The 22,931-nt window shown below is 57.5% G+C and carries 25 protein-coding genes and 1 tRNA gene; 24 read left to right on the top strand and 2 right to left on the bottom strand.

The features are described from left to right. Nucleotides 1-11: 11 nt before the first annotated feature. On the bottom strand, nt 12-851 hold the full coding sequence (locus ACOYW0_RS08570) for an MBL fold metallo-hydrolase (RefSeq protein ID WP_482418108.1): 840 nt from the start codon (nt 849-851) through the stop codon (nt 12-14). A gap of 548 nt (nt 852-1,399) precedes the next feature. On the opposite strand from ACOYW0_RS08570, the gene ACOYW0_RS08565 reads away from it, so the two are divergent. From ACOYW0_RS08565 to ACOYW0_RS08555, 3 genes are all read left to right on the top strand, one after another. Continuing rightward, nucleotides 1,400-3,205 carry an acyl-CoA dehydrogenase gene (locus ACOYW0_RS08565; protein WP_482418107.1) on the top strand — a complete coding sequence of 602 codons (1,806 nt, stop codon included), beginning with the start codon at nt 1,400-1,402 and terminating at the stop codon, nt 3,203-3,205. A gap of 327 nt (nt 3,206-3,532) precedes the next feature. Further along, the gene (locus ACOYW0_RS08560; protein ID WP_482418106.1) at nt 3,533-4,753 is read left to right on the top strand and encodes a hypothetical protein; all 1,221 of its coding nucleotides are present in this window, start codon (nt 3,533-3,535) and stop codon (nt 4,751-4,753) included. A gap of 20 nt (nt 4,754-4,773) precedes the next feature. Beyond that, nucleotides 4,774-5,769: a tRNA 4-thiouridine(8) synthase ThiI gene (locus ACOYW0_RS08555; protein WP_482418105.1), complete on the top strand. Its 996-nt coding sequence runs from the start codon at nt 4,774-4,776 to the stop codon at nt 5,767-5,769. A 134-nt stretch (nt 5,770-5,903) separates the two neighbouring features. Here the strand turns inward: ACOYW0_RS08555 and rlmN are convergent, their stop codons facing one another. Continuing rightward, nucleotides 5,904-6,974, bottom strand: a complete 1,071-nt coding sequence (gene rlmN, locus ACOYW0_RS08550; RefSeq protein WP_482418104.1) for a dual-specificity RNA methyltransferase RlmN — start codon at nt 6,972-6,974, stop codon at nt 5,904-5,906. A gap of 120 nt (nt 6,975-7,094) precedes the next feature. Here rlmN and ffh point away from each other — a divergent pair, with 120 nt between their 5' ends. From ffh to ACOYW0_RS08445, 21 genes are all read left to right on the top strand, one after another. Continuing rightward, on the top strand, nt 7,095-8,423 hold the full coding sequence (gene ffh, locus ACOYW0_RS08545) for a signal recognition particle protein (RefSeq protein ID WP_180142632.1): 1,329 nt from the start codon (nt 7,095-7,097) through the stop codon (nt 8,421-8,423). A 20-nt stretch (nt 8,424-8,443) separates the two neighbouring features. After that, nucleotides 8,444-8,698 carry a 30S ribosomal protein S16 gene (rpsP, locus tag ACOYW0_RS08540; protein WP_482418103.1) on the top strand — a complete coding sequence of 85 codons (255 nt, stop codon included), beginning with the start codon at nt 8,444-8,446 and terminating at the stop codon, nt 8,696-8,698. Between the two features lie 45 nt (nt 8,699-8,743). Then, nucleotides 8,744-8,974 carry a KH domain-containing protein gene (locus ACOYW0_RS08535; RefSeq protein WP_092211420.1) on the top strand — a complete coding sequence of 77 codons (231 nt, stop codon included), beginning with the start codon at nt 8,744-8,746 and terminating at the stop codon, nt 8,972-8,974. After that, nucleotides 8,964-9,488 carry a ribosome maturation factor RimM gene (gene rimM / locus ACOYW0_RS08530; protein WP_482418102.1) on the top strand — a complete coding sequence of 175 codons (525 nt, stop codon included), beginning with the start codon at nt 8,964-8,966 and terminating at the stop codon, nt 9,486-9,488. Before ACOYW0_RS08535 ends, rimM begins: the two co-directional genes overlap by 11 nt. After that, nucleotides 9,485-10,231, top strand: coding sequence for a tRNA (guanosine(37)-N1)-methyltransferase TrmD (gene trmD / locus ACOYW0_RS08525; protein ID WP_482418101.1), 747 nt, complete (start codon nt 9,485-9,487; stop codon nt 10,229-10,231). Before rimM ends, trmD begins: the two co-directional genes overlap by 4 nt. Further along, nucleotides 10,221-10,805 (top strand): RNA methyltransferase, encoded by a 585-nt coding sequence (locus ACOYW0_RS08520; RefSeq protein WP_482418100.1) that lies wholly within the window; start codon nt 10,221-10,223, stop codon nt 10,803-10,805. Before trmD ends, ACOYW0_RS08520 begins: the two co-directional genes overlap by 11 nt. A gap of 121 nt (nt 10,806-10,926) precedes the next feature. Then, on the top strand, nt 10,927-11,274 hold the full coding sequence (gene rplS / locus ACOYW0_RS08515) for a 50S ribosomal protein L19 (RefSeq protein ID WP_092211417.1): 348 nt from the start codon (nt 10,927-10,929) through the stop codon (nt 11,272-11,274). A 78-nt stretch (nt 11,275-11,352) separates the two neighbouring features. Further along, nucleotides 11,353-11,952, top strand: coding sequence for a ribonuclease HII (locus tag ACOYW0_RS08510; protein ID WP_482418099.1), 600 nt, complete (start codon nt 11,353-11,355; stop codon nt 11,950-11,952). Between the two features lie 35 nt (nt 11,953-11,987). Beyond that, nucleotides 11,988-12,356 carry a YraN family protein gene (locus ACOYW0_RS08505; protein WP_482418098.1) on the top strand — a complete coding sequence of 123 codons (369 nt, stop codon included), beginning with the start codon at nt 11,988-11,990 and terminating at the stop codon, nt 12,354-12,356. Continuing rightward, nucleotides 12,331-13,203, top strand: coding sequence for a 16S rRNA (cytidine(1402)-2'-O)-methyltransferase (gene rsmI, locus ACOYW0_RS08500; RefSeq protein WP_482418097.1), 873 nt, complete (start codon nt 12,331-12,333; stop codon nt 13,201-13,203). Before ACOYW0_RS08505 ends, rsmI begins: the two co-directional genes overlap by 26 nt. Nucleotides 13,204-14,122: 919 nt before the next feature. Continuing rightward, complete coding sequence (locus tag ACOYW0_RS08495; protein ID WP_482418096.1) at nt 14,123-14,653, top strand: 4Fe-4S dicluster domain-containing protein; 531 nt, start codon at nt 14,123-14,125, stop codon at nt 14,651-14,653. Continuing rightward, on the top strand, nt 14,646-15,527 hold the full coding sequence (locus tag ACOYW0_RS08490; RefSeq protein WP_482418095.1) for a heterodisulfide reductase-related iron-sulfur binding cluster: 882 nt from the start codon (nt 14,646-14,648) through the stop codon (nt 15,525-15,527). The genes ACOYW0_RS08495 and ACOYW0_RS08490 overlap by 8 nt, the downstream gene beginning before the upstream one ends. Before the next feature lie 139 nt (nt 15,528-15,666). Beyond that, nucleotides 15,667-15,987, top strand: coding sequence for a DUF1844 domain-containing protein (locus ACOYW0_RS08485; protein WP_482418094.1), 321 nt, complete (start codon nt 15,667-15,669; stop codon nt 15,985-15,987). Further along, nucleotides 15,988-16,857 (top strand): 4-(cytidine 5'-diphospho)-2-C-methyl-D-erythritol kinase, encoded by an 870-nt coding sequence (ispE, locus tag ACOYW0_RS08480; protein WP_482418093.1) that lies wholly within the window; start codon nt 15,988-15,990, stop codon nt 16,855-16,857. Nucleotides 16,858-16,868: 11 nt separating this feature from the next. Beyond that, nucleotides 16,869-16,943: transfer RNA gene (locus tag ACOYW0_RS08475), tRNA-Gln, on the top strand. Between the two features lie 43 nt (nt 16,944-16,986). Beyond that, on the top strand, nt 16,987-17,928 hold the full coding sequence (locus ACOYW0_RS08470) for a ribose-phosphate diphosphokinase (protein ID WP_180142652.1): 942 nt from the start codon (nt 16,987-16,989) through the stop codon (nt 17,926-17,928). Nucleotides 17,929-17,973: 45 nt separating this feature from the next. Further along, nucleotides 17,974-18,579, top strand: a complete 606-nt coding sequence (locus ACOYW0_RS08465; protein WP_482418092.1) for a 50S ribosomal protein L25 — start codon at nt 17,974-17,976, stop codon at nt 18,577-18,579. A 167-nt stretch (nt 18,580-18,746) separates the two neighbouring features. Further along, a complete protein-coding gene (gene pth / locus ACOYW0_RS08460; protein ID WP_482418091.1) occupies nt 18,747-19,328 on the top strand; it encodes an aminoacyl-tRNA hydrolase in 582 nt (193 codons plus the stop codon). A gap of 460 nt (nt 19,329-19,788) precedes the next feature. After that, nucleotides 19,789-20,709: a manganese-dependent inorganic pyrophosphatase gene (locus tag ACOYW0_RS08455; protein ID WP_482418090.1), complete on the top strand. Its 921-nt coding sequence runs from the start codon at nt 19,789-19,791 to the stop codon at nt 20,707-20,709. A gap of 590 nt (nt 20,710-21,299) precedes the next feature. Further along, the gene (locus ACOYW0_RS08450) at nt 21,300-21,839 is read left to right on the top strand and encodes a CarD family transcriptional regulator (protein WP_482418089.1); all 540 of its coding nucleotides are present in this window, start codon (nt 21,300-21,302) and stop codon (nt 21,837-21,839) included. Between the two features lie 51 nt (nt 21,840-21,890). Further along, nucleotides 21,891-22,826, top strand: a complete 936-nt coding sequence (locus ACOYW0_RS08445; protein WP_482418088.1) for an RluA family pseudouridine synthase — start codon at nt 21,891-21,893, stop codon at nt 22,824-22,826. Nucleotides 22,827-22,931 lie beyond the last annotated feature (105 nt).

Here is a 22,931-nt window from a genome sequence, read left to right as displayed (position 1 = left end):
TCCTAAGGCTCTTATACCGACATAACGGTATCGGACCCCACGGCAAAGCAGTCCAGGGGCGACTCCGCCCGGAGGATCTCGTCCCTGCAGGCGTTGACGATATCGTCGATGGCATCGTCGGTGTGTTCGGCGTTGTGGTGGATAAGTCCCAGGCGGCCCACCTCCGCTGCCAGGGCCAGGCGCAGGGTATCGGGCCAGGCCGAGTGCCCCCACCCCTTGCGGGGCTCGTACTCCTCTTGGGTGTATTCGGCGTCGTGGAGGAGGAGGTCGCTGCCGCGGACAAAGGCGACGTAGTCGTCAAAGGCTCCCCCGCCTTCGTGGGTTTGGCCCAGTTCGTTGTCGGTGAGGAACACTGCCTGACGGTCGTTTTCCCGGATGCGGTAGCCCAGCCCCCCGTTGGGGTGGCTGATGGGGATGGTGTCGAAGGTGAGGCTCCCGATGGTGAAGTGATCCAGGGGGAAATCGGCAAAGCGGATGTGTTTTTTGATGTCCCGGTAGGGGACGGGAAACCGTGGCGGAGAGAAGAGGGTGTCCAGGGCCTCTTCGATGTAGCTTCCCCCGAAGGGCAGGCGCGGTATGGTGATCTGGCAGGTGTCGGAAAACAGCGGGGCAAAGGCTGTGAGGCCCATGAGGTGGTCCCAGTGGACGTGGGTGAACAGGAGGTGGCAGGAACGGCACCCCTCCCGGGCCATGAGGCTGCCGAGGTTGCGAATCCCCGTTCCTGCGTCGATGATGACAAGGTCGTTGGTTTCGCTTCGTATTTCCAGACAGGTTGTCTCGCCGCCGTAGGTCAGGTAGCCCGGTCCGGAGACTGGGATCGAGCCGCGGGAGCCCCAGCACTTGATGTACATGTCGGTCCCTCAGGGTCATGGCATGGGTGTTTTCCCATGCGGGTTGAATAAAAATGGCCTATTGACGCCTTGGGTTGAGGCATTGTGAGACAGCATAGCGCATAGGGCCGGTGTCAGACAAGGTGCATGTGGCCCGTGGCGTCACTTTGCCTGATGACGGTGTTTTGGAAGCAACGCAAGTTTCACTAGGTGGGCGTCATATTTCAGGATATGAGGGGCATTCGCCGGTCCGAATGGGAGCGCTGTTTTGCTGCGGCAAATGCCTCCTCAGCTTGACATCCCCAATCACATTTATTACTATCTCATTTCTTTCGGTACATTGTTTACAGTCGCGTATTCATGTGCCTTTCGTGAAAGGGTCGGAATCCTTGACCTATCAACCCGCAATGATGGTATGAAAAGAGGGGGTGTCAAGCAGGGCAGGTGGCACCCCGGGGCACGGATCCGGTTTGATCCGCCTCCCGGAAGCCTTGGGGCAGGGGAGGCGCCCGGTTTTTGCCGACAGGATAAACACGGACAGATGATTTCATAATGAAAGGAGATGTTTCATGGCCCAACCCATTGCCGATCGACGGGATGTAGACTTTGTTCTCCATGAACAGATGGAGGTAACCCGGCTGACGGACAACGAGACCTTCGCCGAATTCAACAAAAAGACCATCGACATGATTGTCTCCGAGGCACGTTCCCTCGCCATCAAGGAGATCATGCCCACCCAGGAGCCCGGAGACGCCGGGTGTGACTTTGAAGGGGGCACTGTGACCCTGCCGGAGTGTTACTCACGGCCCTGGGAACTTTTCATCGAAGGGGAGTGGCTCGCCATGTCCGATTCCCCGGAGTGGGGCGGGCAGGGCATGCCCAAGACCGTGTCGCTGGCTGCCAATGAGTATTTCATCGGGGCCAACGTGGCCTTTATGCTCTACCACGGCCTCACCCACGGGGCGGCCAAGATGGTGGAGGAGATCGGTAACGAAAAGCAGAAAAAACTCTACCTGAAAAAACTCTACTCCGGTGAGTGGGCCGGGACCATGCTTCTCACCGAAGCGTGTGCCGGGTCCGATGTGGGGGCCCTGGAAACCACGGCCAAAAAGAACCCGGACGGGACCTACTCCATCACCGGCAGCAAGATCTTTATCTCCGGGGGCGAGCACAGCATGACGCCCAACATCGTCCATCCTGTCCTGGCCCGCATCGAGGGTGCCCCTGCCGGGACCCGGGGCATCAGCCTCTTTCTGGTTCCCAAATACCGTGTCAATGAGGACGGGTCCCTGGGTGAATTCAACGACGTGGTCTGCACCGGCATCGAGCACAAGATGGGCATCAACGGCAGCGCCACCTGCTCTCTGACCCTGGGGGGCAGCGGAAACTGTATCGGTGAGCTTCTGGGCGAGGAAAACAAGGGCATGCGCAACATGTTCATCATGATGAATGATGCCCGGCAGCTGGTGGGCTTGCAGGGCTTCGGCGTGGCCACGGCCAGCTACATGCACGCCCTGGCCTACGCCCGTGAGCGGGTCCAGGGGGCTAACATGGTGAAGCCCAAGGAGGGCAGCGTACCCATCATCCAGCACCCGGATGTGCGGCGCCAGCTCCTGGAGATGAAGGCCAATGTGGAGGGCATGCGCAGCCTCATCTACTTTTCCGGCATCTGCCACGACATGGTCAAGCTGGCCGAAGACGAGGAGACCCGCCTGGAGTACAGCCAGCTCCTGGAGGTGCTGACCCCCATCATCAAAGGGTATGTCACGGACAAGGCCAATGAAGTGTGCAGCCACGGTGTCCAGGTCTACGGCGGTTACGGGTACTGCAAGGATTTTCCGGTGGAGCAGCTCCTGAGGGACAGCCGGATTTTCCAGATTTACGAGGGCACCAACGGCATCCAGTCCATGGACCTTCTGGGCCGCAAGGTGGGCATGAGCAAGGGCAAGCCCTTCATGAGCTTTCTGGCCCGCATCAAAAAGACCATCGACGAGGCCAAGGAGTCTGCGGAGCTGAAGCCCCTGGCAGCCAAACTTGAAGAGGTCTACACCCGGTTCAACGAGGTGGTGGTGGCCCTTGCCAACGCGACCATGGGCGAGAAGGTGCAGAGCGCCTTTGCCCAGTCCCATCCCCTGCTGACGGTCACCGGTGACCTGACCTTCGGCTGGCTGCTGCTCTGGCGAGCCCTCACCGCGGAGAAAGCCCTGGCCGGCAAACCCAAGAAAAAGGACCTTCCCTTCTACGAGGGCCAGATCAAGACCTGCGCCTATTACATCAACAACACCCTGGCCGTGACGTTGGGTCGCCTTGCCGCCATCGAGGGCATGGACGATGCGGTTATCGGCATCTCGGAAGAAAGCTTCGGAAGCAAATAAGCCGGTGACTCCATAACGGCGAGAAGGGCGGTCCTCAGGCGCGGGGGCCGCCTTTTTTTGTTGCCGGGGGCCGTGGGAAAAAAGGGGATGTTCCCTGGGGCACGGTGGGGGTGTTTGCAAAATGATCGCAATTGGGTTAAAAAGATGGTCTCGACCCATGGTCGCGGTATGTTAAAAAAAGACAGGCGTTATTATTTCTTCACCTTTCGACGGGCCCTCCAGGTGCGTAAGCGCAAGTACCACTTTCTAAACGCCTTTTATCTGACCGCGGCCCAACCGTAACAGACCTACAGAGCCGGGATTCCCAACGGGGAACCGGGATGGTTTATGACACAAAAAGCTTTGTTGATTTGTCTTGCCTTTCTCCTGTGTGTGTTCGGGACGGCCGCTTATGCGGACGCCCCTTCTGAGAAAGCGCTTTTTACCGCCTTTGATCACCTCGAAAAGAGCGTGGGGGCCCCGTCGGGGGCACCGGACGCCGAGTCTTTGGACACCCTTTTCGCCTTTGTCGACAACATCTCCGCATCCGGCACTGTCTGGGAAGAAACCCGTAAGGGCCGGGGCACAGGCGTGGGTGTTGCCTTTGCCGTCCCCTCCTCTATGGACCGGTTTATCCGGTACATGTACGATCCGAATATTCCGGTGAGCGCGGTGGTGCCGGGCGTGGTGCGCCTGGTTCGCGATGCCGGGAGCACGGAGGCCTGCAAGGGGAGCTACACCCGTCTGGGTGAAGAGGGCGGGGGGCTTGAATCCCCTGTGGTGGTGCGCAGCCGCTACGTCATGGAGATTACCCCGGACGGAAACTCCGGGGCGTACTATGGCTACAACCAGAACGAGCTGACCCTGCTTTCTTCGCGAAACGGGCGGCGGTTTCTCCTGACGGCATCCCGCCAGACCGCTCCTTCGGATGTGGGCAAAAAGGGATACCCTGTTGCCACGCGTGACGGAGGGACCCTTTACTGCTATTCCGGGAAGAAGGGGCTTACCAAAACGGGCCTCGGCTGGGTGGACTCTTACATTTACACCTCCATTGCCATTACCGTTTATCTTGAGGATTCGCCGGGCTCAGGCACCCTCACCGCGGTGTCGTGCAAGTGGCTCAATGCCGGGTGGATGGGCAAAAACATGGTACGTCCCCATCACATTGCCGATGGGATCGAGCGCTTTGCAGCGCACCTGGGCCGGTTTCTCACCTCCCCCAATATTCCCGAACCCACGGAACTGGCAGGGCTTGTGAACCGAGTCAGGGCCACGGGAGACAAGGGCCTCAGAACAGTCTTCTGCAAGCAGCTGGAGGCGTTGGTAGCCCCTGACCAGAAGCGCGCCTCCATGATGGATGGTGACTATGTCCAGGGGCTGGATCGCGAGGAGCTGGTGGCGGGGATCCTCTCCACACATGTGGAGTCCCTCATGGCCGGGGGGGACCCTGTGTTCCTGAACGGCTTGTTGGGCCACAGCGTGGCGACCCAAGACCCGTCCCTTTTGACCGGGCGCATGGAGCAGCCGGTATCCCGGATCCCTTCAGGGGCCGGGCCCGCCTTGAATTGATATCGTAAGGAACCCATTCCATGACAGATAAGAAGAAGAGTGTACGGGCCATCGGGCTCTGTTCCGGGGGACTGGACAGCATCCTGGCAGGCCTGGTTCTGAAAGACCAGGGGATCGACGTGACGTGGATCTGTTTCGAGACCCCGTTTTTCCCTGCGGACAAGGCACGGAAAGCCTCAGAGATGACGGGGATTCCCCTTATCGTAAAAGAGATTACCGAGACTTACCTGGAGATGCTCACCGACCCCCCGTGCGGGTACGGAAAGCACATGAACCCCTGCAGGGACTGCCATGCCCTGATGTTCCGCCTGGCAGGCGAAGAGCTGGAAAAAGGGGGGTATGATTTTCTCTTCAGCGGAGAGGTGGCCGGTCAGCGGCCCCTGTCCCAGAACAAGCAGGCCCTTCGTTACGTGGAGAAACGCTCCGGCTTCGACGGAAAGGTGCTTCGGCCCCTGTCGGCCAAGGTGCTGCCCGAAACCGAGGTGGAGACCCTGGGTCTGGTGGACCGTGAGCGGCTCCTCGGTATCCAGGGGCGCTCCCGAAAGGAGCAGATGGCCCTGGCCAAGGCTTACGGCATCAAAGAGTATCCTTCGCCCGCCGGCGGGTGCCTGTTGACGGACAAAAAATATTCGGACCGCCTGCGGGACCTGTTTGCCAGCGGCAAGGCCTACGCGCCGAGCGACCTTCACCTGCTCAAGCAGGGGCGGCACCTTCGCCTGCCCGGCGGTGAGAAGGTGATTGTGGGTCGCACCAAAGGGGACAACCGCTGGATCATCACCTATCACGAGCCCGAGCGTCACCTGCTCATTGATCTCAAGGGCAAGGGGAGCCCAACGGTTCTGGTGGATGTTGACGCCTCCGAGGAGACCATTGAGGTGGGCGCCGCCCTCTGTGCGGGGTATGCCAAGGTGCCCCCCGGCGAGGTGGTGGAAGCGGTGGTGAAGTCAGCGGGCGGCCGTCGCGTGATCTCTGTGGCTTCGGTGGATCCCGCCGATTTCCGGGACAGCATCATCTGACACCTTAAGCGGTTCAGTTCAGATTTGAAAAACAGACAGCCCGATGGGGGACGGATCCCCATCGGGCTGTCTGTTTTTCAGGGGCCTTCGCCTTTGGCGCAAGGCCGCTGAAAGCGAGTGGGGCCGTCCTGGTTTCAGGCCTCCGGCGTCTTCTTGAGCTGGTTGGCCCTCAGCTGCCCGCAGGCCGCTGAGATGTCCCGTCCCTTGCTCTGGCGCACGATGGCGGTGTAGCCCGCGTCGTGGAGCAGCTGGAGAAAGTGATCCACGGTGGCGTCGTCGGGGCGCTTGAGGTCACTGGCCTCGTGCTCGTTGAAGGGCAGGAGGTTGATCTTCACCGACAGGGGGCGGAGCATGCGGATGAGCCGGGCTGCATCGGCGTCGCTGTCGTTGATCCCTTTCATGAGGATGTACTCGATGGTGATCTTCTCCCGCTGGCGCAGGGGGTATTTTGCCAGGGCCGCCAGGAGCGTTTCGATGGGGTAGGTGTCGTTTACCGGCATCAGGGCGCTGCGGGTGGCGTTATCCGAGGCGTTGAGGGAGACGGCAAGGTTCACCGGGCTGTTGGCCCCCAGCTCTGGAAGCCGTCCCACCAGGCCGCAGGTGGAGACCGTGATCCGTCGGGAGGAGAAGCGCAGGCCGTAGTCGCTGTCCGTGAGAACGGACAGGGCGGTAAGAACCCGGGGCAGGTTGGCCAGGGGCTCGCCCATGCCCATGAAGACGATGTTCTGAAAGGGTTTTTCCGTTTCGGCCGCATCCTCGTCCATGGGCAGGTCGGACAGGACGTCCCTCACCTGGCCGATGATCTCCCCTGCGGTGAGGTTTCGCTTGAATCCCCCCTGGGCGGTGAGGCAGAATTTGCACCCCTGGGCGCACCCCACCTGGCTGGAAATGCACAGGGTTTTCCTGTCCTTTCCGGGGATGAGGACCGACTCGGTGTATTCCCCGTCGGCAAGGCGGAACAGGTATTTCCGTGTTCCGTCAGAGGAAATTTCTACGTTTGCTTTTTCGAGACGGGGTATGGTATAGTTTTCGTCAAGCAATGCCCTTAATTCTTTGCCAAGATCCGTCATCTCCTCAAAGGAGTCGGCCTGACGGATGTAAATCCATTTGAAAATCTGTCCAGCTCTATATGGAGCGATGTTGCGCTCTTTGAGCCAGGCTTCAAGCTCGGGCCGGGAAAAATCTTTAATATCTCTTTTTTTCATATATTTTCCATGGGAATCGTGTATAATAAGGAGTTTCGTTTTCTTGGTATACCCTTATCCGGTAAAAATTTCAATGACTTTCATGCGCCCTTGACGCCTCTGATAATGATTTAAGGTTGTATGTTCGATAATTTAACCGAAAAGCTGACGTCGGTCCTTAAAGACCTGAGGGGCCATGGAAAACTCACGGAGAAGAACATCGACGGCGCCCTCAAAGAGGTGCGCATGGCGCTCCTTGAGGCGGATGTCCATTATAAGGTAGCCAAGACCTTTGTGGGTGAGGTCAAGGAACGTGCCCTTGGCCACGAGGTCATGGAGAGTCTCACCCCCGGCCAGCAGGTGGTCAAGATTGTCAATGATTCCCTGGCCGACCTCATGGGGTCGAGCCATGAGGATCTGGTCCTTGCCGGAGAGAAACCTGTCTCTGTGATGTTGACAGGGCTCCAGGGTTCCGGTAAGACAACCACGGCCGGTAAGCTGGCGCTTTATCTCCGCAAAAAGGGCAGAAAACCCTTCCTGGTGCCTGCGGACGTGTATCGCCCCGCGGCCATCGATCAATTGAAAAAACTGGCGTCTCAGCTGGATGTGCCCGTCTTTGATTCCGAAGTGGGCATGGATCCGGTTGATATCTGTCGGTCGGCACGGGCCGCGGCCCAGCAGAACGGGTGTGACACCCTGATCCTGGATACGGCGGGTCGGCTCCACGTGGACGAGGAGCTCATGGCCGAGCTGGTCCGGATCAAGTCCGAGGTAACCCCTTCGGACATTCTTCTGGTGGCCGATGCCATGACCGGTCAGGACGCCGTGAACATTGCCAAGTCCTTTGACGGTGCCTTGGACCTCGGCGGTGTGGTCCTCACCAAGATGGACGGCGATGCGCGGGGAGGGGCGGCCCTCTCCATCAAAGCCGTTACCGGCAAGCCGATCAAGTTCATCGGTACCGGTGAAAAATCAAGTGCTCTGGAACCGTTTCATCCCGATCGGATGGCGTCTCGTATTCTGGGGATGGGGGACACCCTCACTCTCATCGAGAAGGCCGCCGAGATGGTGGATGAGAAGAAGGCCCAGGACCTTGAGAAAAAGTTGCGTAAGAATCAATTCACTCTGGAGGATTTCAGGGATCAGCTGGTTTCCATCCGCAAGATGGGGTCGCTGGGTGATATGCTGAAGATGCTTCCCGGGGTGTCGGGAAATAAACAGCTGAAGAACCTGGAGGTGGATGATCGGGAGATTGTCCGCATTGAGGCCATCATCAATTCCATGACGGCGGAAGAGCGGCGCAAACATGCCATTGTCAATGGCAGCCGCCGGAAGCGTATCGCCATGGGCAGCGGGACGTCGGTACAGGATGTCAACAAGCTCCTGAAGAACTACACCCAGATGATGAAAATGATGAAAAAGTTCAATAAAGGCGGCATGCGCTCCTTACGGGGCATGCTTCCATTTTAGATGAGGAGAAAGAAAAAGCAATGGCAGTAAAGATCCGATTAGCAAGGGGTGGGGCCAAGAAGAAGCCTTTTTACCGTATTGTTGTGGCCGATTCAGAAGCACGGCGAGACGGCCGGTTTCTTGAGATCGTCGGGACCTACGATCCGCTCAAGGACCCTGCAAAAGTGACTGTTAAACATGACCGCGTGGGCTACTGGCTTGGCGAAGGTGCCATTCCGACCGATACGGTTCGCGACATCCTGAAAAAGGAAGGCGAGCCGGCTTCCGCCAGCTAATCTACGCACCAACCCAATTCTCATATGCCCGAAAGGAGATGCGAGATGAAAGAGCTGATCAACTATATTGCCCAGGCCCTTGTGGACAACCCGGATGAAGTTGTGGTTTCTGAAGTGGAAGGCAATCAGACGTCTGTTCTCGAGTTGAAGGTGGCGAAAGAGGATTTGGGAAAAGTGATAGGTAAACAGGGACGTACTGCACGCGCTATGAGGACAATTCTCAGTGCAGCATCTGCTAAGGTGAAGAAGAGGACTGTTCTGGAAATTGTCGAGTAAGAGCGATTCGGGAAACAGGCGTATAGCCATCGGCAAGATCATCGGCACCCACGGGCTGAAAGGCGGCGCGCGTGTCTACTCCTGGGCGGAGTCCACGGACTCCTACGCCAAGGGTATGCAGCTGACCGCTGCGGCTCCGTCCGGTGATGTCGAACTGACCGTGCAGAGTGCAGCTCCCCATAAAAAGGGGCTGCTCCTCACCTTTAAAGAGGTGGGGCACATCAATGACCTGGAACCGTTGGTCGGTAGCGAGCTCTTTGTGGATCGAGCCGACCTCCCGGAACCTGAGGATGGATCCTATTACTGGGTGGATATCATCGGGCTTCGGGTGGAGACGGAAGACGGGGAGTTCCTCGGGAAGGTGGCTTCCATTTTTCCCACGGGGAGCAATGATGTGTATGTGGTCAAGGATGGAAAAAAAGAGATCCTTGTGCCGGCCCTTGCGTCGGTATTGAAGGAGATCGATCTGGATCAGGGGATCATGGTGGTGGATCTTCCGGAGGGGTTGTTGTGAAGTTTGTAGTTCTGACGATCTTTCCCGAGATGATCAACCCGTTTCTGGAAAACGGCATGCTTCGGCTGGCCGTGGAACGTGGAATTATTGATGCCCGGGCGTTGAACATCCGTGACTATGCCGAAGGAAAGCACAGGGTAACCGACGACAAGCCCTATGGCGGCGGATGCGGAATGGTGATGAAACCGGAACCGCTTTCCCGGGCCATTGGGGCGGCCTCTGAGATAGCTCCCACTGCAAGACGGATTCTCCTGACTCCCCAGGGACGGCCCTTTGATCAGGCCATGGCGCATGACTTTGCTGCGTCTGATGGTCTGATTTTTATTTGTGGCCGTTACGAAGGGGTGGATGAGAGGATCTGCCAGGGCATGGTGGACGAAGAGGTGTCCATCGGTGATTACGTGATGACCGGCGGGGAACTCGCTGCCATGGTGATCGTTGATGCGGTGACACGCCTTTTACCCGGAGTGCTGGGGGGAGACGAGTCGGCCGAAAAGGATTCCTTTTCCGGCGGGCTTCTGGAACACGCGCACTACACCAGGCCATCTGTCTTTGGCGGCGAGGGGGTGCCGGATGTTCTCATGTCCGGAAACCACGCCGAGATTGAGAAGTGGCGCAGGGAAACTTCCCTCATCCGTACTTTTCTCAAAAGGCCGGACCTGCTTGAACAGCGGGAATTCAGTCGCGAGGAAAAACACGTGTTAACCGAATGGTGCAGAAGGATTGAAGATCTTGTCGGGTGACGGTAACGTAACACAGGCGGACCTTCATGTGGTTCTGGTTCATCATCCGGTGCGTAACAAAACCGGTGAGACCATCTGTTCGGCGGTGACGAACCTGGATATCCACGACATTGCGAGGACCTCACGGACCTTCGGTGTCAAGGGATACTATATCGTGACCACCCTGGAAGATCAGAAGGTGCTGACGGAAAAGATCGTCGCCCACTGGACCACCGGTCGGGGTGGCGAACTCAACCCCGCTCGGAAAGAGGCCCTTGAGCTTGTCAAGATTCGTGGGTCCCTTGACGAAGTGGTGGCGGAGATTCGCAACGACTCGGGGCTGGCGCCCCGTGTGGTGGCCACGTCGGCACGGCAATACGCCGATGCCCTGTCGTGGCAGGCGGGTCGAGCGTGCCTGAGCGAAGGCGGCAGGCCCATGGTGCTGATCTTCGGAACAGCCTGGGGCGTCACCGATGAGGTGATTGCTTCAGCGGATCATGTGCTGGAACCCGTTGACGGGGGCACGCATTACAATCATCTTCCGGTGCGGGCCGCAGTGGCGATTATTCTGGATCGCCTCCTCGGTCGGCGATAGCGGAAATGGATGCGTCGGTGTTTTTCTTGTTGATCGATATTGACGCCCTGTGGGATGTCTGATATTGATTACCGGATTTGTTAGACTATACGGTGACCAATTTTACGTTTGGGAGTAAATAATGGATATAATTACTAAAATCGAAAAAGAGCAGATGCGTCTCGACGTACCTCACTTTGTGGCCGGCGATACGATTCGGGTTCATGTGAAAATTGTCGAGGGTGAAAAAACCCGTATTCAGGTATTTGAAGGGGTTGTAATCAGCAAGAGCAAGGGCGGGGTCAATGCACGTTTCACCGTGCGCAAGATCTCCAACGGCATCGGTGTGGAGAGGGTTTTTCCCCTGCACTCCCCCAGCGTCGACCACATTGAAGTGGTGACTCGCGGCCGTGTTCGTCGTGCCCGTATCTACTACCTCCGCAACCTGCGAGGCAAGGCAGCGCGTATCAAAGAGCGTCGCCTTCACTAATTCCGATCCGTGGCTGGTCCGGATTGATTCAATCCGGGCCGCGTGCCATGGATATCAGTATTGCGATAAAGGGTTGCTATGTGGACCTATGAGAAAAAAGCCGTTTCAAACGGCTTTTTGCGTGTTGCGGGAGTGGACGAGGCCGGAAGGGGCCCCCTGGCAGGGCCGGTGGTGGCTGCGGCGGTGGTTTTGCCCACAGGCTTTGAGGTCGGAGAGATCACCGACTCCAAAAAGCTCACCCCCAAAAAACGGGATCGCCTCTACGACTATATCCGCTCGGAAGCAACGGCCGTGGGTGTCGGAATTGTGGACGCCGAAACCATCGATAGCGTCAACATTCTCCAGGCAAGCCTCGCTGCCATGCGGGAAGCGGTCATGGACCTTGGCGACGCTCCGGACTTCCTCCTTGTGGACGGAAAGTTCGAGGTGCCCATGTCCCTTGCACAGGAAGCTCTGGTGAAGGGCGACTCCCGGTCGGCCTCCATTGCCTCGGCCTCCATTGTGGCCAAGGTGGTTCGGGACCGAATGATGGCGGAGTACGCCGAAACCTATCCCGAGTACGGATTCGCCGGACACAAGGGCTATCCCACCAAGGCCCATAAAGAGGCCATTGCGACCTTCGGGCCCACCCCCATCCACCGCAAGACCTTCAGGGGCGTTGCTGAACACGTCGCCTGACAAACCTGTTCCCAGTCGACCTCTTTCGAGGGACCATGTCCTTTTCCCGCATGCGGTTCGGCCGACGCAGTGAAAAGCGGGCGGCCCGCCACCTGAAACGTCGTGGGTATCGAATCCTGGCCATGAATGCCGTGACCCCCGTGGGGGAGATCGATATTGTGGCCGAGGACGGAGAGACCCTTGTCTTTGTGGAGGTCAAGGCGCGAACCACTCTCTTGTTCGGACACCCCGAAGAGGCTGTCACCCGGGCCAAGCAGGCTACCCTGGGCCGCGCCGCCCTTTACTGGCTGAAAAGCCGCGATGCCCTTTCGAGACCGGCACGGTTTGATGTGGTGGCCATCATGGCCGGCGGCGCCTCGGAGGTTCAGGTGATTGAAAATGCCTTTCCCATCCCCATCCGATAAGCAGGACGACGGTCCTGCCCTCTATATTGTTTCAACCCCCATCGGCAACCTGGAGGATATCACCCTCCGGGCACTTCGCATCCTCAAAGAGGTTTCCCTTATTGCCGCCGAAGACACGCGGCATACACGAAAGCTCCTCTCTGCCTACGATATCACCACGCGCATGACGGCCCTTCACGAGCACAACGAGGAAGAGCGTGCAGCCAAAGTCATTGAGAAGGTCCTGGTCGGTGAGAGCGTGGCCCTGGTCACCGATGCGGGCACTCCGTGTATTTCCGATCCCGGCTACCGCCTTGTCTCGGCTGCGGCCCGCGCCGGGGTGCGGGTGGTTCCGGTGCCCGGGGCGTCAGCCCTTCTGGCGGGTCTGGCTGCAGCGGGCCTCCCTACCGATGCCTTTCATTACCAGGGGTTCCTTCCCAAAAAGCAGGGCAAACGTCGTGAGATTCTTTCGGCCCTGGCTTCCCTTACCCATACCTTCGTTCTGTATGAATCCCCGGCCCGGATTGAGCGGCTCCTGGGGGAGCTGACGGATCTCCTTGGAGATCGACCGGCGGTGCTGGCCCGTGAGCTGACCAAACGCCATGAGGAGTTCTTGAGGGGGACGCTCTCGTCCATTGCCCGTGAACTGGCCTCGCGCCCCTCTGTGAAGGGGGAGTGCACCTTGATGGTGGGGGGCGCCACGGAGAGTGCCGCTCCCGCTGTGGTGGATCTTGATGAAGAGATCCGCCGGGCCCTGGCCGACTCCGATGACTCGCCGTCCCGTCTTGCTAAGTCCCTTGCCAAGCGTCTGGGGCTCCCGAAAGGGGAGGTGTATGACGCCGTGGTCAGGCTCTCCGGCGACAGGTGATCGGCAGGTTCCGGGTTTCTCATCACTGCCGGCCCCAGGTATTTTCCTGTCTTTCGTCCTTGCCATGGCAATGGATCGTTGCTCTGTTCACAGGGCCAACGCATTTAACAATTCCGTTGCCTCCGGCGGGTCGCTTTTTGAAAAAAGCTCCGCAAAAACGTTCCAGTAATCAAGACACGTCTCTTCAGTCTCTGCGGGACTGAAGAGACGTGTCTTGATAAGCGAAGAAATGAGAGGGGCTATGGCCGGTTGCGACGCGCCCCAAAAAAAAATGAAACCTGTTTGTCAAACTTTTCAAACGTTTGGCTCCCGGCAGGGCCGCCGGAGGCAAGAGCTAAATGCGTTTGCTTTGGCCCTGTTCAGGCTTCTGGTTGTGCCTTGTTGTTACTGCTGTCGGGATGACTTGCTTGACTGTTCTGCTGTGGGTAACCATTGAGTGATGTTAGTAATAATTCTTATTAAGTTAATCAATTAAAAAACTTAAAGATCTCCCTGGGATAAATTTACCGGATGGTAAACCGCGCTGCGGGACTGTGTTGACATTTTTTTGCCTGCTAGGTATAAACGCGGACCCTTTTGAGTGTGTTACCTATTGCCATTGTTGGGGATTTTTTGTAGGGCAGCGCGAGCTGCGGGATTGCCTTCGTGTTCCCGGCAGGGGACAATGGCTTGACAGGATAGGTGAACAATTAGAAAATGACATACCCCCTTACCATTTCCCATGGGGCGGGCTTTGCTCCGGGAAGCGGCAGGTGTCGGTCCTTTGCAGGCAGAGATCGAGTGCACCTTTTTTGGGTTCGCTTCGGTCGGGCGACGCTGTTTTGAGGGGGAAGCCGGGTGCCAGTTTTTTGCAACCTCACCGATGATGCCGCTGCTCCGGCGGGCGTGCTGTCGCGGTGACCGATCCGGGTGGGCTGATATGAAGGTTGATCATTCTTTTTTCGAGGAGGTTTCGGCCAAAAGCGGCCAGGACCTCTCCAGGTGCTTTCACTGCATGTGCTGCTCGGGCGGTTGCCCGGTGGCCCACGGCATGGACTATCTGCCCAACCAGATCCTGCGCATGATCCAGCTGGGCATGAAACAGGAGGTTCTGGAGAGCCGTGCCATCTGGATCTGCGTCGGGTGTTACGCCTGCGTCACCGAGTGCCCAAACCGGGTACATATCCCCTACATGATGGACGCCCTGCGTGAGATCGCCCTGACCGAGAAGGTCAATGTCGGTGAAAAAGACATCTGGGCCTTCCACCGGGAGTTTTTGAAGCAGGTTCACAAGCGGGGCCGGATCTACGAACTCGAATTCATGGCGCGCTACAAGCTGGCCACCGGCAACCTGTTTCAGGATGTGGCCATGGGGATGAAGATGTTCCGCCTCGGGCGGCTGGAGCTCCTGCCCAGCAGTGTGAAGCACAAAGAGATCATGAAAAAAATCAGGGAGGCCTGCGATGAGTAACACAAAAAGCACCGGAGAAAAAAGGCTGCGTCGTGTGCACTACTACCCCGGATGCTCCCTGATGTCGTCGGCCAGGGATTTCGGCACCTCCCTGTTTCAGATGTTCCGTCTCATGGGCACCTGGGTGGAGCCCCTGGCAGACTGGAACTGCTGCGGAGCCTCGCCGGCCCACAGCGTCAACCCCGATTATGCCACCCTCCTTGCCGGACGGAACATTCTCCTTGCCGAGCGCCAGGGCATCGACGACCTCTATGTGGTCTGCCCCAGCTGTTTCGTTCGTCTTCGTACGGCGGAAAAGATCCTGGCCACCGATGCCTCCATGAACGCCAAGCTCGCCAAGGCCTGTGGCCGGGAGTATGAGGGCGGCGTGCGCCTGAAGTTTACCCCGGAGATCCTCTCCGATGCCCCCATCGTGTTTGAAAAGGCGGTGGTCAATCCCCTGGAGGGGCTTCGCGGCGTGCTCTATTTCGGGTGCCTTCTGACGCGTCCCGAATGGATCACCGGCTTTGATATCCGCCCCTACGAAAAAAAGCTCAAGCGTCTTGTGAATGTGCTGGACGTGGAGACTCCGGACTGGAGTTACAGTAAACAGTGCTGCGGATCTCACCTGGCCGTGACCAAGCCTGATATGGTGGACGGCATGGTGGACCGGATCCGTGATCACGCCCGGCGGGCCGGTGCCAACTGTATCATCGCCTTTTGCCCCTTGTGCCAGGTGAATCTGGAGCTTCGGGGCAAGGAGGTGGAGCCCCTGCCGGTTTTCTATATTTCCGAACTCATCGGCATGGCCGCCCGTCTGCCCGGTTACCAGAACTGGGTCAAAAAGCACCTGGTGGACCCGCGCCCGCTCTTGAACCAGTTGGGGCTTCTGTAGCGGGGGAGGAACTCATCCTTGATGTCGGTGAACGGTTTTTTTATAGTGGGGCAATCGCCGCGTGCCTGGTCCGGCCGGGTTTCCGGCGGACGGCATGGGCGGCAGGCGTATTTAAACCAATCGTCAAGGACAAGGCACCATGGAAAAACAGGATAACACCGGCAACGAGGCGTCCGGAACCAAGGGCGGGCAGGAAGCCCCTCCCTTGCCCGGCATCAACTTCTCCACGTTTATTTTTTCCCTGAACTCTTCGGCATTGGTGCATCTGGGCATGATCACCGCACCCGGTGGCGGGGCCAAGGCCATCAACCTGCCCCTGGCCAAGCAGACCATCGATATCCTGGGGATGCTTGAGGAGAAGACCTCCGGCAACCTCACGGATGAGGAGATCAACCTGCTGACCAACATGCTCCATGATCTGCGGATGATGTATGTCAAGCTCAAGGAGCAGGGGGCGTAGGTGGAATTCAAGAGTCCTGCCAAGGTAAATCTTTTCCTGCACGTGACGGGCAGGCGGGAAAACGGGTACCACGACCTCTGCTCGCTGATGTGTGGTGTCGGCCTTTACGACCGGGTGGTCATCGAGCCGTCGGATGCGGGTATCTCCCTGTCCTGTATGTACCCCGGGGTTCCCGAGGACGAAAGCAATCTGGCCTGGCGTGCCGCCTCTCTCTTTTTTGACGCCGCGGGCATTGACGGTGGCTGCCGCATTGCCATCGACAAGCGTATCCCGCCCGGGGCGGGCCTCGGGGGGGGCAGTGGAAACGCGGCAACGGTTCTTAAGGGACTCAACACCCTGTACGGAGGTCCCTTTGATGAGACGGCCCTGGAGGCCCTGGCCCTTCAGCTTGGAGCCGATGTCCCTTTTTTTATCCGATGTGCCCCGGTTTTGGCTACGGGGGTGGGGGAATGTTTTGAGCCCCTGCCGCCCATCAAGCCGTATCACCTGCTTATTATCTATCCGGGCACGGGGTTATCCACGGAAGAAGTGTATAAAAATCTCAAATTGGGATTGACAAAAAGTGAAAAAAAAATTAAAAGTCGTCTGTTGAATGAAGGGGTGATCGATCCTCTCCACCATCTTCATAACGACTTGGAACCCCCTGCGCAGAAGCTGTCACCGGCTGTCGGGGACGCCAAAGCGGCCTTGGAAAAGGCCGGAGCGGAAGGCGTGCTGATGTCCGGGAGCGGTTCGTCGGTTTTCGGCCTTTTCCGTGAGTCACAAGAGGCGCAGGCGGGGGAAACGCTGCTGATGTGCCTGAGGGGGGATAGGCCGAAAGAGTATGCCGGATGGCAGGTTTTTTTGGCTGAATTGTTGTTGACATTTTGAATATACATTGCAGGGGCGTCGTCAAGTGGTAAGACACTGGATTTTGATTCCAGCATTCGCAGGTTCGAATCCTGCCGCCCCTGCCAAATTTATTTATACCGGCAGTGTTTCCGGGAAAACGGGAATGGAATGAACGATCTTTCCATATTTACGGGGAACTCCAACAAAGAGCTTGCCCAGAAGGTGTCCAAGTATCTTTTTAAAGATCTTGGAAGCGCAAAGGTGAATCGCTTCAGCGACGGCGAGATCCAGATTGAAATTGAGGAGAATGTACGGAAAAAGGATGTGTACATCATCCAGTCCACATGCTCTCCCGTGAACGACAACCTTATGGAACTGCTTCTGATGATCGACGCCATGCGCCGATCGTCTGCGTCTCGTATCACGGCTGTCATTCCCTACTTCGGTTATGCGCGTCAGGATAAGAAGGTGGCACCGCGGGTTCCCATCTCGGCCAAGCTGATTGCCGATCTTCTTACCCACTCCGGTTCATGCCGTATCATCACCATGGACCTCCATGCAGGCCAGATCCAGGGTTTTTTCAACATTCCCGTGGACAACCTCTACGCCGCTCCCATCATCATTGAACGTATTCGAGAAGATTTTGCCGGGGAAGACCTGGTGATCGTGTCTCCCGATGCCGGTGGTGTGGAACGAGCCCGGGCCTTTGCCAAGCGCCTGGGATGCGGGCTGGCCATTGTGGACAAGCGTCGCGACCGTCCCAACGAAGCCAAGGCCATGGCGGTTATCGGTGATGTGGAAGGTAAGACGGCTATCATCCTTGATGATATGGTTGATACGGCCGGCACACTGACTGAAGCGTCCAACGCCATCAGCGAAATGGGTGCCAAGGAAGTCCACGCATGCTGCACGCATCCGGTTCTCTCCGGACCTGCCGTGGAACGTATTGAGAAATCAGCGTTGAAGAGTCTTGTTGCAACGGACACCATCCCCTTAAGCGAAGAGGCGAAGGCATGTGACAAGATCAAGGTCCTCTCCGTCGCCCCGCTGGTGGGTGAGGCCATCATTCGAAGCCATCGGGGTGACTCGGTTACGACGCTGTTTGTGTAATGACACCATTTTGAAAAATTAAGCAGGTTCTTCAGGAGGATCGATTTGGAACTTTTCGAACTTAAGACAAATATAAGGGAAACCAGAGGCAAGAACGCCGCGCGCGTTATCCGCAATGAGGGCCGGGTCCCTGCCGTTGTATACGGTGACAACATGGACGCCGTTGCTGTGGACGTGCTCGTTGCCGACGTGGAAGAGGCTTTCAAGCAGAGCGAGACCATTCAGGTTGTTGTGAACCTGAAGGTGGGCGATGCCGAGCCCAAGGTCGCCATCATCAAGGATGTGCAGACCGACCCCACCCGCGGTGAATTCCGTCACGTGGATTTCCAGGTGGTGGCCCTTGACAAGAAGATCAAGGCCGTTGCTCCCGTTGAGACCGTCGGTAAAGCCGCAGGTCTTGAAATGGGCGGCATCCTCCAGGTCATCCGTCGTCAGCTCGACGTACTCTGCCTGCCCCTTGCCATCCCCACCTCCATCAAGGTGGATGTTACCGACCTCAAGATCGGCAAGTCCATCCACGTGGATGAGATCAAGATCGACGGCGTCGAGATTCCCCACAACGTCAACTTCACCGTTGTGACCGTTGTTCCTCCCAAAGGCATGAGCCTTACCGAAGAAGAGGAAGGGGAAGAAGGGGAAGAAGAGGCTTAGGCCTTTTTCCCAGCCCATGGCGGCTACGGTCGCCATGGCTGAACCCAATGCCTGGTACAAGGGGGCATTGCGCCCTCGAACTGAAGGTTCCTTCATTCCGCCGCACAGAAGATATTCTTCCTGTGGCATTGATGGAAAAGAGTTTCTGTCTGTAACTGGTTATCATTATGAATGAATCTTCGGTCAGGCTGGTGGTGGGGCTCGGAAATCCGGGTGCCCGCTACGAGAACACACGACATAATATCGGATTTCGGGTTATTGATCGCCTGGCAGAGCGTCTCGGCATGTCGGTAACCCGATCTCGTTTTGACGCCCTCTACGCCAAGGGGCGCCATGAAGACCGGGAGGTGATACTTGCCAAGCCCCAGTCCTTCATGAATCTGAGCGGCGGCCCTGTTCGGGCCCTGGCCGACTATTTTGATATTGCCCCCGGGGAGATCCTCGTTGTGTACGACGAAATCGATCTGCCCTACGGCCGCATGAAGATTGTTGCCAAGGGGGGGCACGGCGGCCACAACGGTGTCCGATCCCTGATCGATACCCTCAAGGACAGGGCTTTTGCCCGGATCCGCATGGGGGTCGGCAGGCCGGATCCCAGGATTGAGGTGAGCGACTGGGTTCTCGGCAGGTTTTCCGCCGATGAAGCAGCGTCCCTGGATCCTTTCATCGACCGTTCCGCCGATGCAGTGGAGGCCATTTTGACCCAGGGGTTGATCAAGGGGATGAACGCCTTTAACTGCATCAAGTAGGGTGTGTTTCGATTTTTCCACAACATGATGGAGGGGCGAATGGAAAATCTACCGACGGTGGGTATTTACGCGGGCCTCGCGGGTCTGGTCCTTCTCATGCTTCTTGCCTCCTTCGGTGGGTGCACCCTCTTCTCCGGGACACTCTCCGGCTTTCGACGCACCACCGGTTCTGTTTTGTTCCGTGATGGTGGGCTTCTTTGCTTTGTTTCCGCTTCGGTGGCTGACCGGCCCCGTCTCTGTTTGTTTCTGATATTTTCCCGATGTTTACAATCTGTTTTTGAGGCCGCTGCCCACGTCAGTCGATTTGTGGCCCGGTTTCTGGTATGCTGCTTTTTTTGTGTGATGGGTGTGGCCCGCGGCGTATCGGGGGTATCTGTATGTGATTTTACAACCTTGTGTACCCAAGGTTAGACTATATAACTATATAAGATACACGTTTAACAAGAGAAAGGACAAAATCATGAGTATTTATGTAATTGGACACAAGATTCCTGATTCAGATTCCGTTTGTTCCCCCATCGCCCTGGCTTACCTGAAGAGCAAGCTCGGTGAAGACACCGTGGCAGCTGTACAGGGTGAACTCAACCCCGAGACCACCTTTATCCTCGAAAAATTCGGCGTGGCCGCTCCCGAGATGAAGACCTCCTTTGCCGGTGAGTCTGTTTACCTCGTGGACCACTCCGACCTGGCTCAGAGCCCCGATGACCTGGGCGACGCCAAAGTTCTGGGGATCGTGGATCACCACAAACTCGGCGACGTTACCACCAGCGAGCCCCTCGAGTGCTGGATCCGTCCCGTAGGCTGTACCGGTACCATCGTCAAGGAGATGTTCGACGCAAGCGGCGTTGAGATTCCCAAGGACATCGCCGGCCTCATGCTGTGTGCCATCCTGAGCGACACCGTCATCTTCAAGTCCCCCACCTGCACCCCCGCCGACAAGAAAGCCGTTGAAGAGCTTGCGGCCATCGCCGGCGTTGACGACGTGGTTGCCCTGGGTGTTGAGATGTTCAACGTGAAGTCTGCCGTTGCCGGTACCCCCATCCGTGACCTGGTCAAGCGCGACTACAAGGATTTCAACATGGGCGGCAAGAAAGTGGGCGTTGGCCAGCTTGAGGTTGTTGACCTGGCTATCTTCGACGACATCAAGGCTGACCTGCTCAAGGACATCAACGAGCTCAAGGCAGAAGGCGAGCGCCACAGCGTGCTGCTGCTCCTCACCGACATCATGAAGGAAGGCTCCGAGCTTCTCATCGCTTCCGACGACACCGCCATCATCGAAAAGGCCTTCAACGGCCAGTCTGCGGATTCCAAGATGTGGCTCGACGGCGTTCTGAGCCGTAAGAAGCAGGTTGTGCCCAACCTGGAAAAAGTGTTTGCCTAAGGGCATCTGACGTTTCCGGCGAAAGGGGCCTGCCGCTCAGGTGAGGCCGGTCCCTTTGGTGCGGATTACGAGTCATCAATGGCTGCCTCCTCGAAGGAGGCAGCCATTTTTTATGGCGGTCTTTGCCTTCGGGTGCTTGATAAACAGCCTGTACCCATGCGCAAAAACGCATTTGGGGCGGGGTGCGCGCCAGGATATGGAGCCTTTCTGCGGTGGCCGCAGTTTTCTCCCGTGGGTTTTTGTGATTTTCCGGGGGGATTTTGGTGTGAACCCATGGCTCAGGAGCCGGGCTCCGATGAAGGCGTTTCCGGGGTTCAGGCCAAGGGGAAGAGGCCCTCAGGGTGTGTGGTGAAGGAAAAACATCTTCATTTTAGTGGGTTGCTGAGGGGCGATGATCATCTTTGCCATTGATAATGGCACAGGGGTGTGATATATTTCTTGAGATGACGATTTACCAGTTACATTTATCCTAATTTACTATTTGACTCGACGATTGCATACGACGATTCGAATCTTCTGTCAACAGCTTTTCTGTAAATTCATCGAATGAAGCTTTTGATGCCGTCGTTTGAGTAGCAACAGGTGAGGACATGGGACATACAGATAATCTGGAGTTTCAGGTAGGTGACCTCGCGGTATATCCGGCACACGGTGTGGGACGTATCGAATCCATCGAAATCAAAGAGATCGGTGGAGAGGATATGACCTTTTACATTATGAAAGTTCTTGAAAACGGCATGGTGATCATGATCCCCACCGCCAATGTGGAGTCTGTGGGGCTCCGGCGGGTAATCAAGGAACATGAGATCCCCAAGGTCTATGAAGTGATGACCCAGAAGCGCGAGTGCGCCTTCGACAACCAGACCTGGAACCGTCGTTACCGCGAATACATGGAAAAAATCAAAACAGGCTCCCTTTTCGACGTGGCTGAGGTGTTTCGGGACCTGTTCCTCTTGAGGCTGACCAAGGATCTCTCCTTTGGGGAGCGCAAACTGCTGGACACCGCCCAGAGCCTTCTTCTCAAGGAGCTGTGCATGGCCAAGCAGACGGACGAGAAGTCCATGATGAAGGAGATCGAGTCCCTCTTCAGCGATGAGGGTCTGGCCGGAACGCAACCTGAGTTGACGTAAAATCCATTGACGACCCATATCGAAAGTTTGGATCAGCAAGGCGCCTGTTCCGTGACGGTTTCCACCGAAGATCACGGACGGCGCCTTGATCTGTTTGTGGCGGAGAAAGGACTGGTGCTTTCACGCAGCCAGTCCGCCCACTTCATCAAAAACGGCTTTGTCACCGTGGACGGTGACGTGCGCAAGCCCAAACACAAGGTGCGCTGCGGTGAGTGCGTGCGGGTGGTGGTACCCGAAGCCAAGCCCCTCACCGTGGAACCCGAAGCCATCGACCTGGACATCGTCCATGCCGACGAAGACCTGGTGGTGGTCAACAAGCCCCGTGGGCTGGTGGTGCATCCCGCTGCCGGGCATGAGTCGGGCACCCTGGTCAACGCCCTGCTGTATCATTTTCCCGACATGGAAGGGATCGGCGGGGAGCTGCGTCCCGGGATCGTTCACCGCCTGGATAAGGACACCACGGGTCTGCTGGTGGTGGCCCTGAACCAGAAAACCCACCTGGAACTCACCCGCCAGTTCAAAGAACGGGAGGTGAGCAAGCGGTACCGCGCCCTGGTGTACGGAGAGGTGTCCGAGGACCGGGGTATCATCGACCAGCCCATCGGCAGGGACCCCAGGGATCGCAAGCGCATGGGGGTGAACAGCCCGGTGGGCAGGCCCTCGGAAACCCATTATACCGTTTTGGACCGTTTCCCGGGTGCCACCCTGCTGGATGTGGACTTGAAAACGGGCCGGACCCACCAGATTCGCGTCCACACCCACTGGATCGGTCATCCCGTGGTGGGGGACCCTGTCTACACGCGGCGTAAAGCAGATCGCGGGCTGCCCCAGACAGCTCCCCTGCGGGCAGCCATTCGAGGGCTTTCCGGGCAACTGCTCCACGCCCATACCCTTTCGCTTACCCATCCCGCAACAGGGCAGAGGATGACCTGGCAGGCTCCGTTGCCCGAGGATTTTTCCGCCGTTGTCTCCTTGTTGTCCCCTTGAGGTCCGAAGTGCCTCTCCCTTAAGCAGGTGTAGCCTTCAAGGGGGCCCACCCTTGTTGTTTTCCTCATGACACCCGTCATGTTCCCTCCTGGTTATTTCTATGTT

The sequence above is a fragment of the Desulfoluna sp. HI9BLuna genome, assembly GCF_056829775.1.
This window is presented reverse-complemented; position numbering and strand designations above follow the sequence as displayed.

Bases quoted from the DNA above. Each gene is read 5' to 3' on its own strand.
- ACOYW0_RS08570 (WP_482418108.1), bottom strand. From the start codon at position 851: ATGTACATCAAGTGCTGGGGCTCCCGCGGCTCGATCCCAGTCTCCGGA.
- ACOYW0_RS08565 (WP_482418107.1), top strand. From the start codon at position 1,400: ATGGCCCAACCCATTGCCGATCGACGGGATGTAGACTTTGTTCTCCAT.
- ACOYW0_RS08560 (WP_482418106.1), top strand. From the start codon at position 3,533: ATGACACAAAAAGCTTTGTTGATTTGTCTTGCCTTTCTCCTGTGTGTG.
- ACOYW0_RS08555 (WP_482418105.1), top strand. From the start codon at position 4,774: ATGACAGATAAGAAGAAGAGTGTACGGGCCATCGGGCTCTGTTCCGGG.
- rlmN (WP_482418104.1), bottom strand. From the start codon at position 6,974: ATGAAAAAAAGAGATATTAAAGATTTTTCCCGGCCCGAGCTTGAAGCC.
- ffh (WP_180142632.1), top strand. From the start codon at position 7,095: ATGTTCGATAATTTAACCGAAAAGCTGACGTCGGTCCTTAAAGACCTG.
- rpsP (WP_482418103.1), top strand. From the start codon at position 8,444: ATGGCAGTAAAGATCCGATTAGCAAGGGGTGGGGCCAAGAAGAAGCCT.
- ACOYW0_RS08535 (WP_092211420.1), top strand. From the start codon at position 8,744: ATGAAAGAGCTGATCAACTATATTGCCCAGGCCCTTGTGGACAACCCG.
- rplS (WP_092211417.1), top strand. From the start codon at position 10,927: ATGGATATAATTACTAAAATCGAAAAAGAGCAGATGCGTCTCGACGTA.
- ACOYW0_RS08510 (WP_482418099.1), top strand. From the start codon at position 11,353: ATGTGGACCTATGAGAAAAAAGCCGTTTCAAACGGCTTTTTGCGTGTT.
- ACOYW0_RS08505 (WP_482418098.1), top strand. From the start codon at position 11,988: ATGTCCTTTTCCCGCATGCGGTTCGGCCGACGCAGTGAAAAGCGGGCG.
- rsmI (WP_482418097.1), top strand. From the start codon at position 12,331: ATGCCTTTCCCATCCCCATCCGATAAGCAGGACGACGGTCCTGCCCTC.
- ACOYW0_RS08495 (WP_482418096.1), top strand. From the start codon at position 14,123: ATGAAGGTTGATCATTCTTTTTTCGAGGAGGTTTCGGCCAAAAGCGGC.
- ACOYW0_RS08490 (WP_482418095.1), top strand. From the start codon at position 14,646: ATGAGTAACACAAAAAGCACCGGAGAAAAAAGGCTGCGTCGTGTGCAC.
- ACOYW0_RS08485 (WP_482418094.1), top strand. From the start codon at position 15,667: ATGGAAAAACAGGATAACACCGGCAACGAGGCGTCCGGAACCAAGGGC.
- ACOYW0_RS08470 (WP_180142652.1), top strand. From the start codon at position 16,987: ATGAACGATCTTTCCATATTTACGGGGAACTCCAACAAAGAGCTTGCC.
- pth (WP_482418091.1), top strand. From the start codon at position 18,747: ATGAATGAATCTTCGGTCAGGCTGGTGGTGGGGCTCGGAAATCCGGGT.
- ACOYW0_RS08455 (WP_482418090.1), top strand. From the start codon at position 19,789: ATGAGTATTTATGTAATTGGACACAAGATTCCTGATTCAGATTCCGTT.
- ACOYW0_RS08450 (WP_482418089.1), top strand. From the start codon at position 21,300: ATGGGACATACAGATAATCTGGAGTTTCAGGTAGGTGACCTCGCGGTA.